General features: G+C 74.6%; 15 protein-coding genes. 8 read left to right on the forward strand and 7 right to left on the reverse strand.

From position 1 onward, the window contains the following. Positions 1–136 precede the first annotated feature (136 nt). Entirely contained in the window at positions 137–877 is a 741-nt protein-coding gene (locus tag ACZ6SQ_RS06285; protein WP_469557247.1) for a DUF6193 family natural product biosynthesis protein, read from the reverse strand. A gap of 151 nt (positions 878–1,028) precedes the next feature. On the opposite strand from ACZ6SQ_RS06285, the gene ACZ6SQ_RS06290 reads away from it, so the two are divergent. Further along, complete coding sequence (locus tag ACZ6SQ_RS06290; RefSeq protein WP_469557249.1) at positions 1,029–1,391, forward strand: DUF1304 domain-containing protein; 363 nt, start codon at positions 1,029–1,031, stop codon at positions 1,389–1,391. A gap of 5 nt (positions 1,392–1,396) precedes the next feature. Next, a complete protein-coding gene (locus ACZ6SQ_RS06295) occupies positions 1,397–1,954 on the forward strand; it encodes a TetR/AcrR family transcriptional regulator (protein ID WP_469557827.1) in 558 nt (185 codons plus the stop codon). A 15-nt stretch (positions 1,955–1,969) separates the two neighbouring features. Here ACZ6SQ_RS06295 and ACZ6SQ_RS06300 read toward each other — a convergent pair whose 3' ends face one another. After that, the gene (locus ACZ6SQ_RS06300; protein ID WP_469557251.1) at positions 1,970–6,388 is read right to left on the reverse strand and encodes a CHAT domain-containing protein; all 4,419 of its coding nucleotides are present in this window, start codon (positions 6,386–6,388) and stop codon (positions 1,970–1,972) included. Positions 6,389–6,455: 67 nt separating this feature from the next. On the opposite strand from ACZ6SQ_RS06300, the gene ACZ6SQ_RS06305 reads away from it, so the two are divergent. The 5 genes from ACZ6SQ_RS06305 to ACZ6SQ_RS06325 all read left to right on the forward strand — a co-directional run bounded on the left by ACZ6SQ_RS06305 (position 6,456) and on the right by ACZ6SQ_RS06325 (position 9,686). After that, on the forward strand, positions 6,456–6,842 hold the full coding sequence (locus ACZ6SQ_RS06305) for a hypothetical protein (RefSeq protein WP_469557253.1): 387 nt from the start codon (positions 6,456–6,458) through the stop codon (positions 6,840–6,842). A gap of 5 nt (positions 6,843–6,847) precedes the next feature. Further along, positions 6,848–7,666 (forward strand): hypothetical protein, encoded by an 819-nt coding sequence (locus ACZ6SQ_RS06310; protein WP_469557255.1) that lies wholly within the window; start codon positions 6,848–6,850, stop codon positions 7,664–7,666. Positions 7,667–7,762: 96 nt separating this feature from the next. Further along, a complete protein-coding gene (locus tag ACZ6SQ_RS06315) occupies positions 7,763–8,599 on the forward strand; it encodes an alpha/beta fold hydrolase (RefSeq protein ID WP_469557256.1) in 837 nt (278 codons plus the stop codon). 22 nt (positions 8,600–8,621) lie between these two features. Next, a complete protein-coding gene (locus tag ACZ6SQ_RS06320) occupies positions 8,622–9,155 on the forward strand; it encodes a TetR/AcrR family transcriptional regulator (RefSeq protein WP_469557830.1) in 534 nt (177 codons plus the stop codon). A gap of 258 nt (positions 9,156–9,413) precedes the next feature. After that, complete coding sequence (locus ACZ6SQ_RS06325; protein ID WP_469557258.1) at positions 9,414–9,686, forward strand: peptidoglycan-binding domain-containing protein; 273 nt, start codon at positions 9,414–9,416, stop codon at positions 9,684–9,686. Positions 9,687–9,702: 16 nt separating this feature from the next. Here ACZ6SQ_RS06325 and ACZ6SQ_RS06330 read toward each other — a convergent pair whose 3' ends face one another. Then, positions 9,703–10,683, reverse strand: a complete 981-nt coding sequence (locus tag ACZ6SQ_RS06330) for an ArsR/SmtB family transcription factor (protein WP_469557260.1) — start codon at positions 10,681–10,683, stop codon at positions 9,703–9,705. Between the two features lie 214 nt (positions 10,684–10,897). Between ACZ6SQ_RS06330 and ACZ6SQ_RS06335 the strand changes: the two genes are divergently transcribed. Next, positions 10,898–11,716, forward strand: a complete 819-nt coding sequence (locus ACZ6SQ_RS06335; protein WP_469557262.1) for a M23 family metallopeptidase — start codon at positions 10,898–10,900, stop codon at positions 11,714–11,716. A gap of 98 nt (positions 11,717–11,814) precedes the next feature. Here the strand turns inward: ACZ6SQ_RS06335 and ACZ6SQ_RS06340 are convergent, their stop codons facing one another. From ACZ6SQ_RS06340 to ACZ6SQ_RS06355, 4 genes are all read right to left on the reverse strand, one after another. Further along, positions 11,815–12,891: a hypothetical protein gene (locus ACZ6SQ_RS06340; protein ID WP_469557264.1), complete on the reverse strand. Its 1,077-nt coding sequence runs from the start codon at positions 12,889–12,891 to the stop codon at positions 11,815–11,817. A 151-nt stretch (positions 12,892–13,042) separates the two neighbouring features. Continuing rightward, positions 13,043–13,864 (reverse strand): dienelactone hydrolase family protein, encoded by an 822-nt coding sequence (locus ACZ6SQ_RS06345; RefSeq protein WP_469557265.1) that lies wholly within the window; start codon positions 13,862–13,864, stop codon positions 13,043–13,045. Positions 13,865–13,977: 113 nt separating this feature from the next. After that, positions 13,978–15,381: a type III PLP-dependent enzyme domain-containing protein gene (locus ACZ6SQ_RS06350; RefSeq protein WP_469557267.1), complete on the reverse strand. Its 1,404-nt coding sequence runs from the start codon at positions 15,379–15,381 to the stop codon at positions 13,978–13,980. A gap of 177 nt (positions 15,382–15,558) precedes the next feature. Beyond that, positions 15,559–17,316 (reverse strand): PucR family transcriptional regulator, encoded by a 1,758-nt coding sequence (locus ACZ6SQ_RS06355; protein WP_469557269.1) that lies wholly within the window; start codon positions 17,314–17,316, stop codon positions 15,559–15,561. Between the last annotated feature and the right edge of the window lie 231 nt (positions 17,317–17,547).

A 17,547-nucleotide genomic window follows, 5' to 3' on the forward strand; every position in this document is an offset into this window, starting at 1 on the left:
AGGGGAAGTTTGGTGGGATACAACGGGGGCGGAGGAGCGGCTCTTTGGTTTTTCCGTCTCCTGGGGCCCCCCCCCCCCCCCCCCCCCCCCCCCCCCCCCCCCCCCCCCCCCCCCCCCGTCCCGTCCTCACGTCACGTCATCCGCCGGGAGCGACCGTCTCCGGGTCGGACCGCAGCCGGCTCACGGCCAGCGCCACCGCCTCCTCCGCCGTGGCGAAGACACCGAGATCCTGGGTGATGAAGCCCCTGCCCACGCCGTACGTGCCGTCGTTGTTCGCGGTCAGGCACGGTCCGACGATGCTCAGGTGCGGGCGGGGTCCGCTCGAGAACCGCAGCACCCAGTGACTGGTGAACGGGTAGAGAGCGCGGAGGGCGGGCTCGGCGTACGCCGTCTCGACCAGGGTCTGGTACGGACCTCTCCAGGGCTGTTCCAGCTCGGCCGCCTCCTGGCGCATGCTCCGCCACTCGGACTCCGTCAGCCGCGCGGGATCGCCGTCGGGAACCTCGAAGCGGCCCGTCAGACGCACGAAGGGAGCCGCTCGCGCGATGTCCGGCAGCTCCGCCCCGTCGTACCAGGCCCGCGCGGCCCTGGCGACCTGCGCCAGGTCCTCGGTCCTCCCTTCGACGAGGGCGAGGCCCTGGTGCGACTCCTCACCGCGGACGGACCAACGCCGCTCGTACGACCACGCGCTGATCTGAAGCGGCTCGCGGTGAGGCAGCAGGCTGGGGACGCTCGCGTACATCAGCGGCTCGCGGTCCGACGCCGTGACGGGCACCGCGTCGAGGCGAGCCCCGGCCACGGCCCTCAGCGCCGAGGCGAGGCTGCCGCGGGCCGACACGTCGGGGAACAGGACGGCGGGATCAGGAGGGGTGGGCATGACAACGAATTCTGCCCGAACCGCCGTTCGCGGAGGGGTTCATCGCACAGTGCCCCGACTTCGCGTGACGACGTTCACAGGCACAGCGCACTTCGTGGACGACTGTCCAGCTAAGATGGACACCTGTCCATTAACTCTGGAAGGCGACCCCATGACGACAACCGCCGACATCCTGGTCGGGCTGGTAGCGGCGCTGCACGCGTACATCCTGGTCCTGGAGATGTTCCTGTGGGAGCGCAAGCCCGGGCGTCAACTGTCCGGCTTCGACGCGGAGATGGCCCGCGCCACCGCGCCGCTCGCCGCCAACCAGGGCCTCTACAACGGGTTTCTGGCCGCCGGCCTGGTGTGGGGTCTGATCGCGGCGGACCCGACCGGGTTCCGGGTCCAGGTCTTCTTCCTCTCCTGCGTGCTCGTCGCCGGGCTGTACGGCGGGTTCACAGCCAACCGACGGATCTTCGTCGCCCAGGCGCTGCCCGGGGCGCTCGCACTCGCGGCCGTTCTGCTGGCCGGGTGACCGGCATGCAGGCGGACCCCCGCGCCGCGCGCACCAGGGCGAGGCTGCGCCAGGCGCTGCTGGAGGAGTGCGCCGACCGGCCGCTCGCCGAGGTCAGCGTCGCCGCGCTGGTACGCCGGGCCGGCGTCGGCCGCGCCACGTTCTACGTCCACTACGCCGACCTCGAGGCACTGGCCGTCGACGCCTGCGCCGACGTCGTCCGCGAGGCCGTCGACGCGCTGCACGCGTGGCGCGGGAAGCCCGACCCCGCGGTCCCGCCGCCCGCCCTGGTCTACTTCTTCCACCGCCTGGCCCCGCACGTCGGGCTGTACCGGGAGCTGCTCGGCCCCGGGGGCGGCGGCCCGCTCGGCCGCGTGCTCCACCAGGACCTGCGGGCGCGCAGCCTCACCGAGCGCACCCTCGTCGGCGCGCCGGAGCCGGGCCTGGTCGCCTCGGCCGTGGCCGCGACCTTCGCCGGAGTCGTCGCCGACTGGCTGCACGGGCTCATCGAGGCCGCCCCCGACGAGATCGCCGTACGGGTCTGGCGGCTGCTCGTCAATCTGCACCGCACTCCCCTGCCCTGAGTCCCGCGGGCGTGCCTACGCCCCCGCGTGGACGTACGCCGCCCAGATGTGCGGCCGGTCCGGGACGCGGCGCCGCAGCTGGCGGACGGTGTCGTGCAGGGCACGCGCGACACCGGGGCCGCCGGCGGCGGTCGTACGGCGGTAGAAGTCCCGTGTCATGTGGTCCGCGTGGGTGGCGTCGATCTTCCACAGGGTGCCGACCGCCGCCGGGAAGCCCGCCAGCAGGAACGAGCTGGTGATGTGGATGGCCTCGTCCACCAGGCGTTCGGCGGTACGGGCCGTGCCGCAGGCCGCGAGGAAGGCGAGGCGCGCCGCGCGGGGGCGGACCCGGCAGATCTCCAGGACCGAGACCGGCTCACCGCTGGGCAGGTGCAGCAGGGCGCCGGAGGGCTCCGCCGGGTCCGTCGCGGCATGGCAGCCGAAGTGGGCCCAGGAGGCGTCGTGCAGCGCGGCGAGCACGGACGCGCGGGTGGCGTCCGGGCCGATCAACGGCTGCCGCGCGCCGAGGAGTCCGGCCGCGTAGTCGGCGGCCGCCGCGACACCGGGGAGGTCGTCCTCCGGCGCGGCGACCAGCAGGGCGCCGCCGTGCCCGGCGGTGTCACGCCGTCGGGCACGGGCGCGCGCGTACGTCAGGGTCTGGAGGCCGGGCGCGTACGACGACACCACGGCGTCGAGAGCGGCGCCGCAGCCGTCCTCGGCGCAGTCGGCCGCCGTGCACTCGGCCGCGTGCAGCGGCAGGGCGCTGAACGGGCCGGTCGGCACCCACCACACGCGCGGCCAGACGCCGTGACGCGGGACGGGTTCCGCCGCCCCGAGGGAGTCCAGGACGGGCCGGACGATCCGGTGCCAGGTCCACGCCAGTGTCTCGCGGACCTCCTTCCCCGCGGCGACGAGGCGGAGCGGCGAGGGGCGCTCGGTGCCCTGCGCGTTGATGGCGTCGACGGCGTCGCGCAGCCGGCGCGCCGCGTCGGTGATCTCCTCGGCCCCGGGTCCGAGACGCAGCGCGGTGACCGACTCCGGGGTGATGACGAGGGCGTGGCAGTGGCGCTTGCCGTGGTTGAGGAGGACGACGGGGCCTTCGGCTGCGAGTGCCTTGCACCCCTCGGCGGTCAGCGGCCGCAGGAAGCCTTCGAAGCCGGGCAGCGTGCGGATGCGCCGTACGAGGTCGTCGAGTTCGTTGGAGGCGCGCAGACCCGCGAGCCGGGCCCATTCGGCGGCGCCCGCGGTGGCCTCGCCGGTGTCCGGTGCGGGCCGGGAGTCCAGGCGGTCGGTCAACCGCTCGAACTCGGCGGCCAGTTCGGGGTGAGCGGAGTGCAGATCGCCGATGTCGGCGCGGGCCTCGATGCGGCGGGCCAGCAGCAGTCCGCGGCCGCGTTCCAGGAGTTCGGCGGTGCGGTCCACCTCGGGGCCCCGGACCGTGTGGTCGAGCGCGGGCAGGCCGCCGAGGTCGGCCGGCCGTCCCGCCTCCAGCGCCGCGACGGTCTCTTCCAGGACGCGCATCCGCTCGGAGACCTTCGCTGGGGCGTCGCGCAGTTCGACGGCGGACAGGACCAGTTCGACGACGGACCGGATGTCGCCCTCGAAGGTCGACAGTCCGTGCTCGGCGGACGTCTGGTCGCTGCCGCGGTCGGTGAGGCCGGCCATCGCCTCGACGGCCGCCTCGAGATGTGTCAGGGCCTGGTCGATCCGCGGCGTCCCCCGGCCGAGCGCGCCTGCCGCCGCGGCGATCTCGCCGTGGGCGCGCATCCAGACGGGCAGGGCGGGGTTGTTCCAGCCGTCGGGGGCGGGTTGTCCCGAGAGGCGGGCGCGGAGGGGTTCGAGCATCGCGGCGAACGGTCCGAAGGGGCCGGTGTCCGGCGGTGCGGGGGCGTCCGTGCCGGTGGTGCCCTGGGGCCGCGCGGGGCCGGGGTCGTCCGCGATCTCGGGGAGGCGGTCGCGGCCGACGAGGTCGGCGACCGTGCCGATCATGCCGGCCAGATCGATCGGCGACCCCTCCGGCGTCGCCTCCCGCAGGATGCCGTGCAGGCCCTGTGCCTCGGCGAGCAGTGCCCGTGACCGCTCCGGTTCGGTGGTGCGCAGGGTGGCGGCGCGCTGCATCAGGACCCGGGCGAGCGTCATCGTCACCATGGGCCGCATCGGGTGTCCGGCGGGGCACGCGGCGAACGTCCCGCGGCACTGTTCGACGACCGTGTCGTCGAGGTCGGGGCGCGGGCCGCCCGGTCCCACGGTCTCGACCAGGTCGGCGTAGGCGTCGCCCATCAGGTCGTACCAGGGCCGGTCCTGTCCGTCGGCCGGCGCGGCGCGGGTGATCTCCCGCAGCCGGTGGGCGATCCTCCGGGCCCGTTCCAGCTGGGCGGGCTCGTGGCCCAGGATGTAGTTCTGCAGGGCGTTGTGGAACTCCGTGCGTGCCGCCAGCACTTCCCGGTCGACCCCGGTCACCGCCGTGCCGTCGTACGGGACGGGCTCCCCGGGGACCGGCTGGGCGTGGCCGGGCATCGAGGCGAGCAGGGCGGCCGCCTCGCGCGCGCCCTCCGCGTCGAAGCTGCCCGCCGACAGCATGGTGAGGGCGTCGGCGAGCGTCCGGTCGTAGGCGCCGGGTGCCTCGCCGGAGTCGGAGCGGGCGTAGCGCAGGAGTTGTACGACCTCTTCGAGGACGGCGGGGTCGGGCCGTTCCGCGACGCTGGCGGACAGGGCGCTGCCCAGGGCGCCCGCCAGGTGCTGCCGCAGCTCGGGGTCGTCCTCGTCGGCGGCGTCGAGGAGCTCCCGGATGATCGCGATGTCGGAGTCGAGGTGGTCGGGGCCGTCGAGGCGGACGTCGGCCATCCTGGACAACTGGGCGAGCACTCCGCGGAGTTCGTCGGGCAGGTCGTCGTCGTGCGTGATGTCGGCGGTGACGGCGAGGGCCGCGACGGGCAGCGCGGCCTCGAACAGTCCGCGGCGCAGCAGGTCCGCCGCCGGGAAGCCGGGTGGCGCGGTGGTGAGCGTCTCCTCGGTCAGCTCCCGGCACTCCACGTCCAGCAGTCCCGCTCGGGCGGGCGCGCCGCCGCGCAGCGCCTCGGCCCTCAGCCCCGTCAGGGCGGCCAGGACGGCGACGTAGGCGGGCCGACGGGGACGGTCGGCGGGGAGGACGGCGAGGGCGGCGCGGTAGCGGCCGATGCGTTCGTCGGCGCTGTCGTCCGGCACGAATCCGGTGCTCAGGGAGAGGACTTCGAGGTCGAGGTCGATGTGCCGGCCCGCGCGGTCGGCGCGCTCCCTGTCCAGCTCGGCGAGGCGCCCGAGCAGGGGTCCGGCCCGCTCCGAGGCGTCCGGGGCAGCGCTCTCGGTCAGCGCCTCGAACTCCCGGTAGACGGCGACCATCTCACCGTGCTCGGCACTCATCTCCCCGGCCGAGGTGAGCAGTTCCGTGGCCTCCAGGGCGGCGTCGGCGTCCTCGCGCGCCTGGGCGAACGCGGCGAGGGCCCGGCCGAGGGCGACGGTGACCGCGGTGTGCGCGGGGTGGCCGGCCGGGGTGTCGGCGAGGGCCGCGCGCAGCCGTCGTACGCCGCAGGCGATCCGGCCCGCGTCCCGCTCGTCGACGCCCGCGTCGGCGATCATCGCGCCGACCCGCAGGTCGCGTTCGCCGGGCCAGGTGACGGGCTGGGCGTTCAGGCTCCGCAGGGACTCCAGTCCGTCGGCGGTCTCCGGGGTGACGATACGGTCCGGCAGGACCGCGATCAGCCGGTCGATCCGGGCGATCCCGGGGGTGCCGAGCAGCCGGGCCGAGTCCACGACCGTGCGCAGACAGGCAGCAGCGGCGGCCCGCGCCACGTCGGTGTCGAACAGGGCGGGTTCGGCGGCCAGTCGCGCGCACACCTCCCGTCCGTGGCGCGCGGCGGTGACCAGCCCGTCCGGGTCGGCCTCCGTCTGGAACCGGCTCATCCACAAGTCGTGTGCGTAGACGGCCAGTTCGACGAAGCCCACCGGGTCGTCGGCGCGTACGAAGTCGAGCGCGGTGTCCGACCAGGCGAGCGCGCGGTCCAGCGCGGGCGCCCGTTCCTCCGGTGGTCCGTTCAGCGCGACGTCGGCGTGCACCGAGCACACCAGGTGCGCGAACCGCGCCTCGTGGGACGGGTCGGCGGGGTCGAAGTTCTCCTTGAGGGGCTCGGGGAGTCCGGCCTCCTCCGGAAGGCGCGGGCACAGGAAGCCGAAGGCGGCCACACCGACACTCATGTTCTGCGCGGCCTCCGGGTCCTCGGGACCCTGGTGGCGGAACCAGAACGTCCAGAACACCGCGGCGACCGCTTCGAGGTCGACGGGGTCCTCGGGCGAGGGTGCCGCCTCCCGCAGCAGGGCGAGTGCGTCGAGCACCGCCTCCCGGTCGCGCACGGGTGCGGGATCGCCGGTGCCGTGTGCCGTGGCCAGTCGTTCGACCACGCGTTCCCGAAGCTCGGTCATCGCCTCCTACATTAGTCTGACCGGCTGTCAGTAAGCAGTGGTAATCAGGACTTCGAGGGAGGCCGAGGTGGCGGACGGGGCGAAGGCGCGCGGTGTGTACGAGGACGCCGTGGAATACCTGTGCCGCAACGTCGAGGAGTTGCGGCCGCTCGTTCCCCCGGCCGTCTGGGAGTCGGCCTTCCCCGCCGTACGGGACGCCGATCCGGCCGGTACCGGGTGGCGGGACGCGGTACGCGCGCTGCACGAGGCGGTGGAGTCCGCCGGGGTCCCGAACGGGCTCGGGCTGCCCGCCACCATGGGTGTCGGCGACTGGCCGGGCGCCCCCACGCCGCGGTCGGTGGGCTGGGTGTGCCCCACAGGCCGCTGCGGCCGGGTCGAACTGCGCGCAGGAGCCGCGAGCGCCACACCGGCCTGTGACCTGGCCGGAGGGCCCATGCGCCTGGTGGACGGCTGACCGCGATGGGCCTGCTGCTCGAACTCCAGAAGCGCATACCCGACGGCTGGTTCCTGCGGCGGCTGCTGCCCGCCGCGCTGTTCGTCGTCGTCGCGGTCGTCGGCGGCGGGGAACTGGGACACGCCCACTGGAACGACACGGCCCTCGCGCGCGAGCGGATCGCCGACGCCCTGCGGACGGGCGGCGGTCTGTCCGCGGACGCCTTCGCCTCGCTCGTGCTCGTCGCGGTGCCGGTGGTGGGTGCCGCGTTCGCGGTGCCCTACGTGGCGGCCGCCGTCGGGGCGCTGGCGTCCGGGGCCTGGCCGTGGTGGCTGATGCCGGTGGGCCGGCGGGTGACCGCGTGGCGCGCACGGCGCTGGGCCGAGCCGGACGTACTGGCCCGGCGGTCCGTGCGGGCCCGTGCCGACGGCCACGCGCTGCGCGCCGACCGGCTGGACGCGCGGGCCGCCCGCGCCCGGTCGGGCGGGCGCCCGCAGTCGCCGACGTGGTCCGGCGACCGCCTGCGCGTCACCGAGGAGAACGTCAGACGGGAGACCGGCGGCGACGTCGCCGGCGGCTGGACCACCCTTCTGCTCGGCGCGGCCGACCCGCCCCGCGCGGCCCTCGCCGAGGCCCGCGACGCCTACGACGCCGCCTGCGAGGCACTCGTCTGGAGCGCGGCGTTCACGGTGCTCGGCGCCTGGTGGTGGCCCGCGGCCCCCTTCGGCATCCTCCTCGGCCTGGCCTCCTGGCGCTCCCTGCGCCACGCGGTGCAGGCGCTGTGCCGCACGACAGAGGCGGCGTTCACCCTGCGCGAGACGGAGCCGCCCGCCGGGCAGACATGAGGGACGGCGGGAGCCGCACGATCCGGTGCCGTTGACACGGCAGGCTAATGCCATTAGCTTTTAGCTAACAGAGTTAGCCAATGACTGGGGGAAGCGATGACCGAGTACCTTGACGTCGACGGTGGCACGATCGCCTACGAGGTGACCGGGTCCGGCCCGCTCATCGTGCTCGCGCACGGGATGGGCGACAGCCGCGAGGCGTACCGTCGGATGATCCCGGCACTGGTGGCGGCGGGCCACCGGGTCGCGGCGGTCGATCTGCGCGGCTGCGGCGAGTCCGGCACCGACTGGCCGGCCTGGAGCCGCACCGCCATCGCCGGTGATCTGCTCGCCGTGATCCGCCACCTGGGCGGCCCGGCCGTACTCGTCGGACACTCGGTCTCCGGTGGCGCCGCCACCATCGCCGCCGCCCGGGAGCCCGAGCTGGTCACCGCGGTCGTCGAGCTGGCCCCGTTCACCCGCAAGCAGTCGATCCGCCTCGGCGACCTGCGCGTGAAGCGGTTCCGTCAGGGCATGCTGCGGCTGCTCGGCGCCGGCGTGTTCGGCAGCGTGCCGCTGTGGCGCTCGTACCTCGACGTGGCCTACCCCGGTGTGAAGCCGGCCGACTGGGCCGAGCGGCTCGACCGCATCGAGGCGCGGCTGCGCGAGCCGGGCCGGATGAAGGCCATGCAGAGCATGGGCCGCAGCGCCCCCACCGACGCCGGGGCGCAGCTCGGCAACGTCCGCTGCCCGGTCCTGGTCGTCATGGGCGCACAGGACCCCGACTGGGCCGACCCGTACGCGGAGGGCGCGGCGGTCGTCGACGCGCTGCCGTCCGGCCTCGGCCGCCTGGAGATGATCGAGGGCGCCGGGCACTACCCGCACGACCAGTTCCCGGACGAGACCGTCTCGCTGGTGCTCGCCTTCCTGCGCTCGGACGCCGCCCGTGCCTAGGGCGGGCCTGGACCCGGCGGCCGTGGTCGCGGCCGGTGCCGCGCTCGCCGACGAGGTGGGGCTCGGCAGACTGACGATGGGGCTGCTGGCCGAACGGCTGGGGGTGCGGACCCCGTCCCTGTACAAGCATGTGGCCGGTCAGGACGACCTCAACCGGCGTATCGCGGCCCTGGCGCTGGACGAGGTCGCCGACGCGGTCGGCCACGCGGTCCAGGGGTACGCGGGCCGCGACGCACTGGCCGCGGCGACGCGTGCCTTCCGGGCGTTCGTCGTGGAGCACCCGGGCCGGTACGCCGCGACGATCGGGGTGGAACCGGCGGGCCCGGACGATCCCCTCGCCGTCTCCGGCCAGAAGCTGCTGGGCGCGTTCATGGCCGTGCTGCGCGGATACGACGTCGGGGCCCCCGACGTCGACCATGCCCTGCGGATGCTGCGCAGCCTCTGCCACGGGTTCGCCACGCTGGAGGCGGCCGACGCCTTTCAGTGGAGCGCCGACGTCGACGAGAGCTTCGAGTGGCTGATCGCCTTCGCCGACCGTGGCCTGCGGGCGCTCTGACCGCCGAGCAGCCCCTTGCAAGCAGGAGGTCGTGCTCGATCTAGGATGCGAGGCGAAGATCACGACCGTAGGAACACGCGGTCGTCAGCGCCGAGTTGCGTCATCAGGGGGAGTCATGAGGAACAGAGTCCGGGCCGGCCGTATCGTCGCCGCGGCCGCGGCGGGCGTCCTGGGGGTCACACCGGCCTCGCCGGCACGGCGGAGGCCAACCCCTATGCCCCGAACGTCGGTTACGGGTACGCGAACGTCCCCGCGGCCGTGACCTGTGTGCAGCAGTTCTACAACCACTTCACCCCGAGCCCGCCGATCGCCGTGGACGGCCGCTTCGGCCCGGAGACCTACGCGGCCGTGAAGCGGCTGCAGTCCTGGGTCAACGTGAGCTACCCCGGGCAGTTCCAGCTCCAGGTCGACGGGATCTTCGGGAAGCGGTCGGGGGACGCGCTGATCAGCATCGCCCGGGGCGACCGGAGGCTCGCGGAGCACTACGTCTCGCAGTGCGCGTACGCCCTTCCCACCACGCGGAACCTCTGACCTCCGCCCGGGCGCCTCACCCCTCCAGCAGCAGCCGTCCGCGCGGCGTCAGCCGGTGGATCACATGGAGCCCCGCGCGTTCGCTCGTGACGAGCCCCGCGTTCCTCAGGACGGTCAGATGGCCGCTGACCGAGGAGGGCGGCAGAGCCAGGCGCGCGGCGACGTCACCGGTGGTGCGGATGGCCGCGAGGGCCGACAGCACTCGTGCCCGGTTCGCGCCCAGCAGCGCGGCCAGGGCCGCCTCCTGGCGCGGGTGGTGGTCCTGGTCGTGGGGGTGGAGGGGATAGACCACGACGGGTGGCAGCTCGGGGTCGGCGATGGCCACGGGCGTGGTGTGGCAGAAGAAGGACGGGATCAGGCGCAGGCCGCGGCCCTTCGGATGGATGCTGCGGTCCATAGGGTACGGGGCGCTGAGGACGGGGTCCTGCCACACGAAGGGCGCCAGGGACGCGAGCAGCGCGCCGATTCCGCCTTCCAGCGCTTCCGTCCGTCGCGCGTGATGGCCGGCGACGGTGGCCTCGACCTCGCTCCAGTCGGGCACGAGCAGCCGGTCGTGGAACTGTCCGAGGGCGTGCGCGACGTCGTCGAGCAGGGCGCGGTCGCCGTCGGCCAGGCGGCGGGTCCAGGCCGGCAGCGGCCGGTGCCGGGACGCCTCGCGCAGTTCGCGGGCGAGCCTGGCCCGCGGGGTCTCCCGCAGCACGCGCAGGCCCGCCGTCATACCCTCCTCCGACTCGACGGGCGTGAGGAAGTCGGGCCAGTACGAGGCGTCGGCCGGGGCGAGGTCGGTGAGCAGACGGCAGGTGCCGCGCAGATCCTCGTCCTGCAGACGCCTGCGCGCGCCGCGACGCCACAGGCGCAGCCGGGCGGGCAGCCGGTGGGGCGGTGTGGTCAGCACGTGCAGGCCGAGGATCGCCTCCCACATCGGGTCCGGGGAGCGCGCGAACCGCAGATGGCGGAAGTCGGCGTCACTGAGGTGGATGCGCAGGGTCCCGGGCATGCCCGCGATGAAACAACGTCCCCGCGTGGCACGGAAGTCCCCCGTCCGGGGTTTCGCGCCCGTCCGGTGGCCTGGGGTTTTCGGCGGAGCCGGAAAGCCGTCCCCGTACGGTCATGAACATGCCCATACGATCCGTCCGACGCGCTCACCCCGCGCGTGCGCCCGCCCCCCACCACCGGTGCCGACCGCACCTCCTGCCGAAGGAGTCCGCGCCATGTTCCTCAGACGCCTCCTGTCCGTACTCGTCGCCGGCGTCGTCGGCGCGACCGGGCTGATCGGCCTGGCCGCCGCCCCCGCCCAGGCCGCACCGACGTTCAAGGCCCCCTACCCCTGCGGGCAGCAGTGGACGTACAGCCACCATTCCGCGGAGGTTCGCCAGGCCCTGGACTTCGTGCGCTCGGACGGCGGCTCCACCGCGGGCACGCCCGTACTGGCCTCGGCCTCCGGGACCGCGTACCGCTACTACGAGGCGGGCGGCGCGGGGAACTACGTGGTCGTCGACCACGGTGGCGGCTGGAAGACCTACTACTTCCATCTGTCGGCCTTCTCCGTCAGCCACGGCCAGGGTGTCTCCCAGGGCCAGCGGATCGGCACCACCGGCTCCACCGGCAACAGCTCCGGCGCCCACATCCACTACGAGCAGCTCTACAACGGCGTGGGCCAGACGATCCGCATCAACGGCGTCTCCCTGGCGCCCTATCCCGGCTCCTACCACCAGAAGTACCTGACGAGCGACAACGGTTGCTCCGGCGGCACGGCCAAGTACTGGGTCGACACCTTCGCCAACGCCCCCGGCTACGCCTCCGCGACCGGCACCACCCAGACGGGCACGCTCTACGCGGGCACCAACTATGTCTTCTGCAAGGTCTGGGGCCGTGAGATCCGGGACGCCTCCGGCAACTACAACCACTGGTGGCTGCGCACCGACCTCGACGTCGGCCCGGCGAACCAGTACGTCTCCGCGTACTACCTCTCCCGCTGGGGCAACGACGAGGCACGCGACAACAGCGGGACCGTCATCCCCGACTGCTGACGCCACGGCGGCCGGTACACCCGGGTCGCGCCCGGCGACCCGGGGACCGGCCCCGACGGCCGTGCCCTCGCACACTCCCGTCAGGGCACCCCGCGCCGTCAGTCGCCGCCTCCGCCGCCTCCGCCGTCACCTCCGCCTCCGTCGCCTCCACCGCCGTCGCCCCCGCCGGAGTCACCGCCGTCACCGCCGTCGGAGCCCCAGCCGTCCCCGCCTCCGGACTCGTTGTCCTCGCTGCCGCTGCCGAGGTTGCTGAACCAGGGCCGGTCCCACCAGATGTCGACCGCGACCGGCTCACCCGACTGCGACCGGCGCCTTGCCGCGCGGAAGCGGGCCGCGCCCGTGGTGTCGCCGAGCCCGAAGGCGACCGAGAACACCTGCGCCATCACGGCGTCCAGCGGGTCGGAACCGGCGTACTCCACCGGGGCCAGCGGCAGCAGGACCGTGCCCGGCGCGACCTGCTGTCCCCGCGGCGGACGGGACAGCAGGGCGACGGGCCGGCCGTCGCGCAGCAGCCATGAACTCTTCGCGTTCTCCCGGCGCAGCAGCCAGTGCCGTCCCGGCAGCCGTATCTCCGCGCTGCTGCGGGACTTGCGCAGCTTCTTCGTCAGGGTGAGCCGGGCCTCCTGGTCCCCGACGGTCACCCGCAGTCCCTTCGTCGCGTCGTAGGCCGCCGCATGGAAGCCGTAGGGCGCCCTGATCCGTACGACGGGAGCCTGCGGTCCCCATACGTCGACGCGCACCAGGTTCCGGTCCACCGCGACGGCCACCGCCCCGGCGGGGCCGGGTGCGTACCGCCGCGCGATCCACAGCGGTACGCCCTCGGTGCCGGCGCGGGCCGCCTGGGCGGCGACCTGTTCCGGACCGCCGCACAACCGCACGGCCAACTCCCCCAGTTCGCGGGCGAACGCGGCGGCCTGCCGCACCCGTACCGGCCTGGAGGTGCCGGTGGCGCGGGTCACCGGGACGACGCCCGGTCCCTCCGGCAGCCGCTCCAGGGGCCGTTCGGTCCCGCCTCCGCCCAGCCAGTGGCCGCGCAGGTACGCGTCGGCCATGGCCATCAGGTTGAGTTCGGTCGGCGGCGTGGTCCTGAACCCTCTGCGCAGTCCGCCGTCGGTCAGCTCCACGGTCCGCGCCAGCGGGTTCCACGACCGCTCGCCGTACAGCACCTCGCTCACATCTGCCCCCGTTTCCTGTGGCTCGCTCATGTTCTCGGGCCATGGTGCCTGTGAACGGCCCGTCGGGGCACGGCGGATATCGCGGGACCGGGCCGCCGCCCGTCCGCCGACGTGCCCTGGGGGACGCTCTCGCGCGGGGTGCGCGCCGGGACTACCCGGACACCAGCAGTCGGGTCCGGAAGTGCTCCAGCACCTGGTCGAGGGCCTTGCGGGTGGGCTGGCCGGGCTCGTCGACGAGATGCTCGGTCAGCACGGAGTGCGGGGGCATCAGTCCGTCGGGGTTCGCGGCGCTGTCGTCGAGTTCGACCCCGACGAAGGCCTCGCCGAGTTTCTCCCGCAGCATCGCGAAACGCTCGCCGGGGGCCAGCCGGTCGCCCCGGAAACGCAGCCCGAGCACGGTCAGACCCGCCTCGCAGCGCCGCTGCACCGTGCGCAGGTCGGCGTCCGAGATGTCGAGGGAACGGCGGTTGCGGTCCGTCACGGCGAACGGCAGGGACGGCTGGCAGAGCACCGGCGCGAGCAGGCGTTCGTCGGTGGCCATGGCGAGGGCGTAGCCGCCGGTGAAGCACATGCCGACGGCGCCGACGCCGGGTCCGCCGCAGCGCTCGTGCTCCCGCACCGCGAGGGCGCGCAGCCAGGTGACGACGGGTGAGGTGCGGCCGGCCGCGAGGACGGTGAACTCCCGGCTGACGCAGACCCGGGCGAGGGCGCGCGCTCCCGTCACGGCGGCGCCGGTCCATCCGTGGGCCGCCGGATCGGGGTCCCGTCCGGCGACGCCGAACAGATCGGGCAGGACCACCGTGCAGCCCAGTTCGCGCACTTCGCGGGCGAACCGGGCCACCTTCGGGGTGATGCCCGGTATCTCGGCCATGACGATCACGGCCGGGCCCTGCCCGGAACGCAGCACTCTGTGCGAGCGGCCCCCGTGCGTGAAGTGTTCCCGCGTGAAGTCGGCCAGCGCGTCGTCGGCCACGCGTCCCCCTGAAGTCGGCACCGCTCCCTGACAGCGGGCCGCATCCTACTGGCAAGTAGCCTGGCGCGCACCGCCCCCTGGCCAGGCCGTCGGCGGGGTGGCCGTCGCAGCGCTCAGCGGCCGGGCCGGGCGAGGGCGAGCAGCCGGTCCGCGTGCCGTGCACCGCTCTCGGCGGCGATCTCGTCGAGCGTCTGCGCGTCCCGCACGGGAGCCAGGCGTACGGCGTCCCCGTCCAGGGTGTAGCCGTGCACGGCCGGGCGGGGCAGGCTGTTGTACGCCCAGGGCGTGGAGAAGTAGTACGCGCCCGTGTCGTACAGGACGACCCAGTCGCCCTCGGTGAGCAGGGGCAGTTCGCGGCCCTCGGCCACCATGTCGCCGGCGAAGCAGCAGGGTCCGGCGATGTCCTGGGGCTCGGCCGGTCCGGTCCGTGGCCGCCCCTGGGGGTCGAAGGCGCCGACGCGCAGCGGCCAGGCGCCCGGCATCAGGACGGTGCGGGTCGCGGTCTGCGCTCCCGCGTGGGTCACGGCGATACGCCGTCCTCCGGCCTGCTTGGCGTACTCGACGCGGGCCGCGATGAAACCGTTCTTGGCCAGCAGCGACCGGCCGAACTCGGTCACCAGCGCGTAGTGCCCCGCGAACAGGCCGGGCGCCGCGGCCCGCAGGGTGCGTGCGTGGTCGTCGAAGGTGGGGCGCACCTCGTCGTCGTCGAAGTTGACGGGCAGTCCGCCGCCGATGTCGAGGCTGGTGATCTGCCGCCTGCCGACCACCGCGTTGATCTCCTCCGCGAGGCGGTACGTCTCCGCGATGCCCTCGGCGATGAGTTCGAGCGGGCAGCCCTGGGAGCCGACGTGGGCGTGCAGCCGGGTCAGCCAGGGCCGCCGGACGAAGGCGTCGACGACCCGCTCGCGGCCGCCGGGGTCGCGCAGCGCCACGCCGAACTTCGAGGTCGCGGTGGCGGTGCTCATCGCGCCGATGGTGCCGCCGCCGACCTGCGGGTTGACGCGCAGTCCGACGACGGACGCGCAGCCGGCGGGCCGCAGGGCGTCGATACGGGTGAGTTCGTCGAGGCTGTCGGCGTTGAGGGCGACCCCCAGAGCGAGTGCCTCGGCGATCTCCTCGTGGGTCTTGGCGGGTGAGTCGAGGACGATGCGGGACGGCGGGAATCCGGCGTCCCGGGCCAGCCGCAGCTCGCCGGGGCTGGCCACCTCGCAGCCCATGCCCAGCCCGGCGAGGAGTCGCAGCACCGGGACGAGGGAGGCGGCCTTGGCGGCGAAGGTGTGCAGCACGTCCGGGACGGCGTCGAAGGCGGCGTGCAGGGAGGCCACCGACGTCTCGATCCCGTCGGTGTCGAGGAAACCGGCGACGGGTTGCCGCGGGCCGAGCAGGCCGTGGTCGAGGGCGTGGCGCAGGACGCTGCCGGCGCGCCCCGCACTGCGGGCGGCAGACCGCGGGCCGAGGAGCGCGGAGGTGTCGGGAAGCGGGCTGAGGTGCGCGGGGGCGTCGGAACGCGTGGTCACGGGTGGCCCTTCGTCGGTGTCGAGGGAGTGACACGAGGGTCGTCCGCCGGGCCCGCGCCCGTCTTCGTGAGGCAGGACAAAGGATCGGGGATTCCTTGTCCCCCGCTCCGAATACCGCAACAAGGAGGGCGAAAGCAGCCAAAGGAGTCACCGACGCCTCAGAGCCGCTCCAGCCCCTCACGGGGTCGGCGGGTCCGTCTCCGCCAGGCGGACGGCGAGCGTGACGACGAGCCGTGTGTCGGGGTCGTCGAGGTCGATGCCGAAGCGTTCACGGACCCGGCGCAGCCGGTAGCGCAGGGTGTTGGGGTGCAGGACGAGTCGCCGCGCGGCACGGGACATGTCGCCCGCGGCGTCGAGGTACGCGGTGAGCGAGCGCACCAGGTCGCCTCCGGCGGCGAGGTCGGCTGCGACCATGTCGTGGACGGGCCCGCCGTGGCGATCCCAGAGCGGCCGGATCGCGTCGAGCACCCGCAGGACGGCCACGGTGGAGGACAGGTCTCCCGGACCGGCGTGCCGAACGGGCCCCTGCCGGTCGTCGGGCCCTCGGCGGTCCACGGACCCGCGCGGGTCCGCCGTGGCCACCGTGGCCGCCGGTGCCCCAGGGTGGCCGGGCCCGGGGGCGCGGGCCTCCCGTTCCCGCAGGGCCCGCACGACGAGCAGTGCCTCCTCGTAGGAGTCGGCGGCGCCGGACGGCGTGGCGGCCGGTGACCCGGCACCGGCCCACACGGCCGGGGCGTCGGGCATGTCGGCGGCGAGGGAGGCGAGCTCGCGCGCGAGGTTCGGCGCGTCCCGCTCATCGCCGTCCGGGACCGGCAGCAGTACGGTCAGCCGGTCGCTCTCGCGCCAGACCCGCGCGGTGGCGCGGTACGCGGAGGCCTGGAGCGCGAGGGCCCGGAGGCTGCGTTCGGCGATGGGTCCCGAGGTACGGTCCCGTTCGGCCACGACGACGGCGCAGGGCACGCCGGGGTCCAGCTCCAGCGACCACATGTGGGAGTGGTGGTCGCCCTCGCCGAGCAGCAGGCCCCGCAGGGCGTGGGCCTGACGCCGTCGGCCGGTGCTGCCGCGCAGCCGGTGCTGGAGCAGATAGGGCGCCGCGACCTCGGCCGCCCGCCGCAGGGCCTGCGCCGCGTCCGGGGACAGCCGGTCGCCGTCCGCGGCGGCCCAGATGGACCCGAGGACCTCGCCGCCGCTGCGGATGGCGACGACCAGCCGCTCGGGATCGTCCCCGTCGGCCGCGCGGTGGATGACGTCGTGGGAGGTCCACAGGGTGCGCAGCAGTCCGCTGCGGCGCAGTTCGGCGACCCGCCACTCGGGGACCCGGCCGCCCAGGATCGTCGACAGCCGCAGCCCGTCGGCGTCGGCGCTGGTCGCGGAGTGCGCCAGTACGCGGAACTGGGTGTCCTCCACGGTGATCGACGCCCGACAGGCGCGGGCGGCCATCGAGGCGAGCATGCCGAGGCCGCCGCCCGCGGCGCCCCGGGCCAGGCTGTCCCGGCTGCCGACCGCGCCGAGGGCGAGCGCGAACCGCACCAGTTCCAGGGTGTCGCCCCACTCGGCCCACCGGGCGCGCGACAGCAGGGCGATCCCGGCCCGCCGAGCGGCATCGAGGACCGGGGCGGAGGCGCCGTCCTCGCCACCGTCGCCGCTGTCGCCCAGGACGACCGCGACAGCGCCCCGTCGCGCCGCCTCCCGCACGACGTCCGCGGCGCGTACGTCGTCCGGCCGCGCCCCCACGGCGAGCACCATGTGCCCGTCGTACGGCCCCGCCGAGTCCTCCACGCCGATGATCACGCCCCGCACGACGACGTCGTCCTGCCCGGCCGGGGCCAGCAGGAGCCGCAGCACGCCGTCCTCGTCCTGGGCCAGGACCTCGCGCAGGGTCGTACCGGACGGCACCTCGTCGCCGAGGTCCTCCCCGGGTCGTCCGGCGGTCACGGCCGGTGGGTGCGGGCGGGGGCGAGTGGATGCATCGGGCCAGGATACGAGGGGTGCGCGGGCCCGGTCCCGACGGCCGAGGGGCCGAGCACGACCGGCGTCGGGTGTGGAACCAGGTCCTGTCGTCGAACTCCCGCCGTCGCCCGGAGGGCGGCCCTGCGGCGTCAGGTGCGTGCTCTGGGGGTCCCCTCTGGGGGAGTGCCGGGTGCAAGCCCTCGTACCGGACGTACT

The organism is Streptomyces sp. NPDC048600 (genome assembly GCF_055587025.1).

Bases quoted from the DNA above. Each gene is read 5' to 3' on its own strand.
- ACZ6SQ_RS06285 (WP_469557247.1), bottom strand. From the start codon at position 877: ATGCCCACCCCTCCTGATCCCGCCGTCCTGTTCCCCGACGTGTCGGCC.
- ACZ6SQ_RS06290 (WP_469557249.1), top strand. From the start codon at position 1,029: ATGACGACAACCGCCGACATCCTGGTCGGGCTGGTAGCGGCGCTGCAC.
- ACZ6SQ_RS06295 (WP_469557827.1), top strand. From the start codon at position 1,397: ATGCAGGCGGACCCCCGCGCCGCGCGCACCAGGGCGAGGCTGCGCCAG.
- ACZ6SQ_RS06300 (WP_469557251.1), bottom strand. From the start codon at position 6,388: ATGACCGAGCTTCGGGAACGCGTGGTCGAACGACTGGCCACGGCACAC.
- ACZ6SQ_RS06310 (WP_469557255.1), top strand. From the start codon at position 6,848: ATGGGCCTGCTGCTCGAACTCCAGAAGCGCATACCCGACGGCTGGTTC.
- ACZ6SQ_RS06315 (WP_469557256.1), top strand. From the start codon at position 7,763: ATGACCGAGTACCTTGACGTCGACGGTGGCACGATCGCCTACGAGGTG.
- ACZ6SQ_RS06330 (WP_469557260.1), bottom strand. From the start codon at position 10,683: ATGCCCGGGACCCTGCGCATCCACCTCAGTGACGCCGACTTCCGCCAT.
- ACZ6SQ_RS06335 (WP_469557262.1), top strand. From the start codon at position 10,898: ATGTTCCTCAGACGCCTCCTGTCCGTACTCGTCGCCGGCGTCGTCGGC.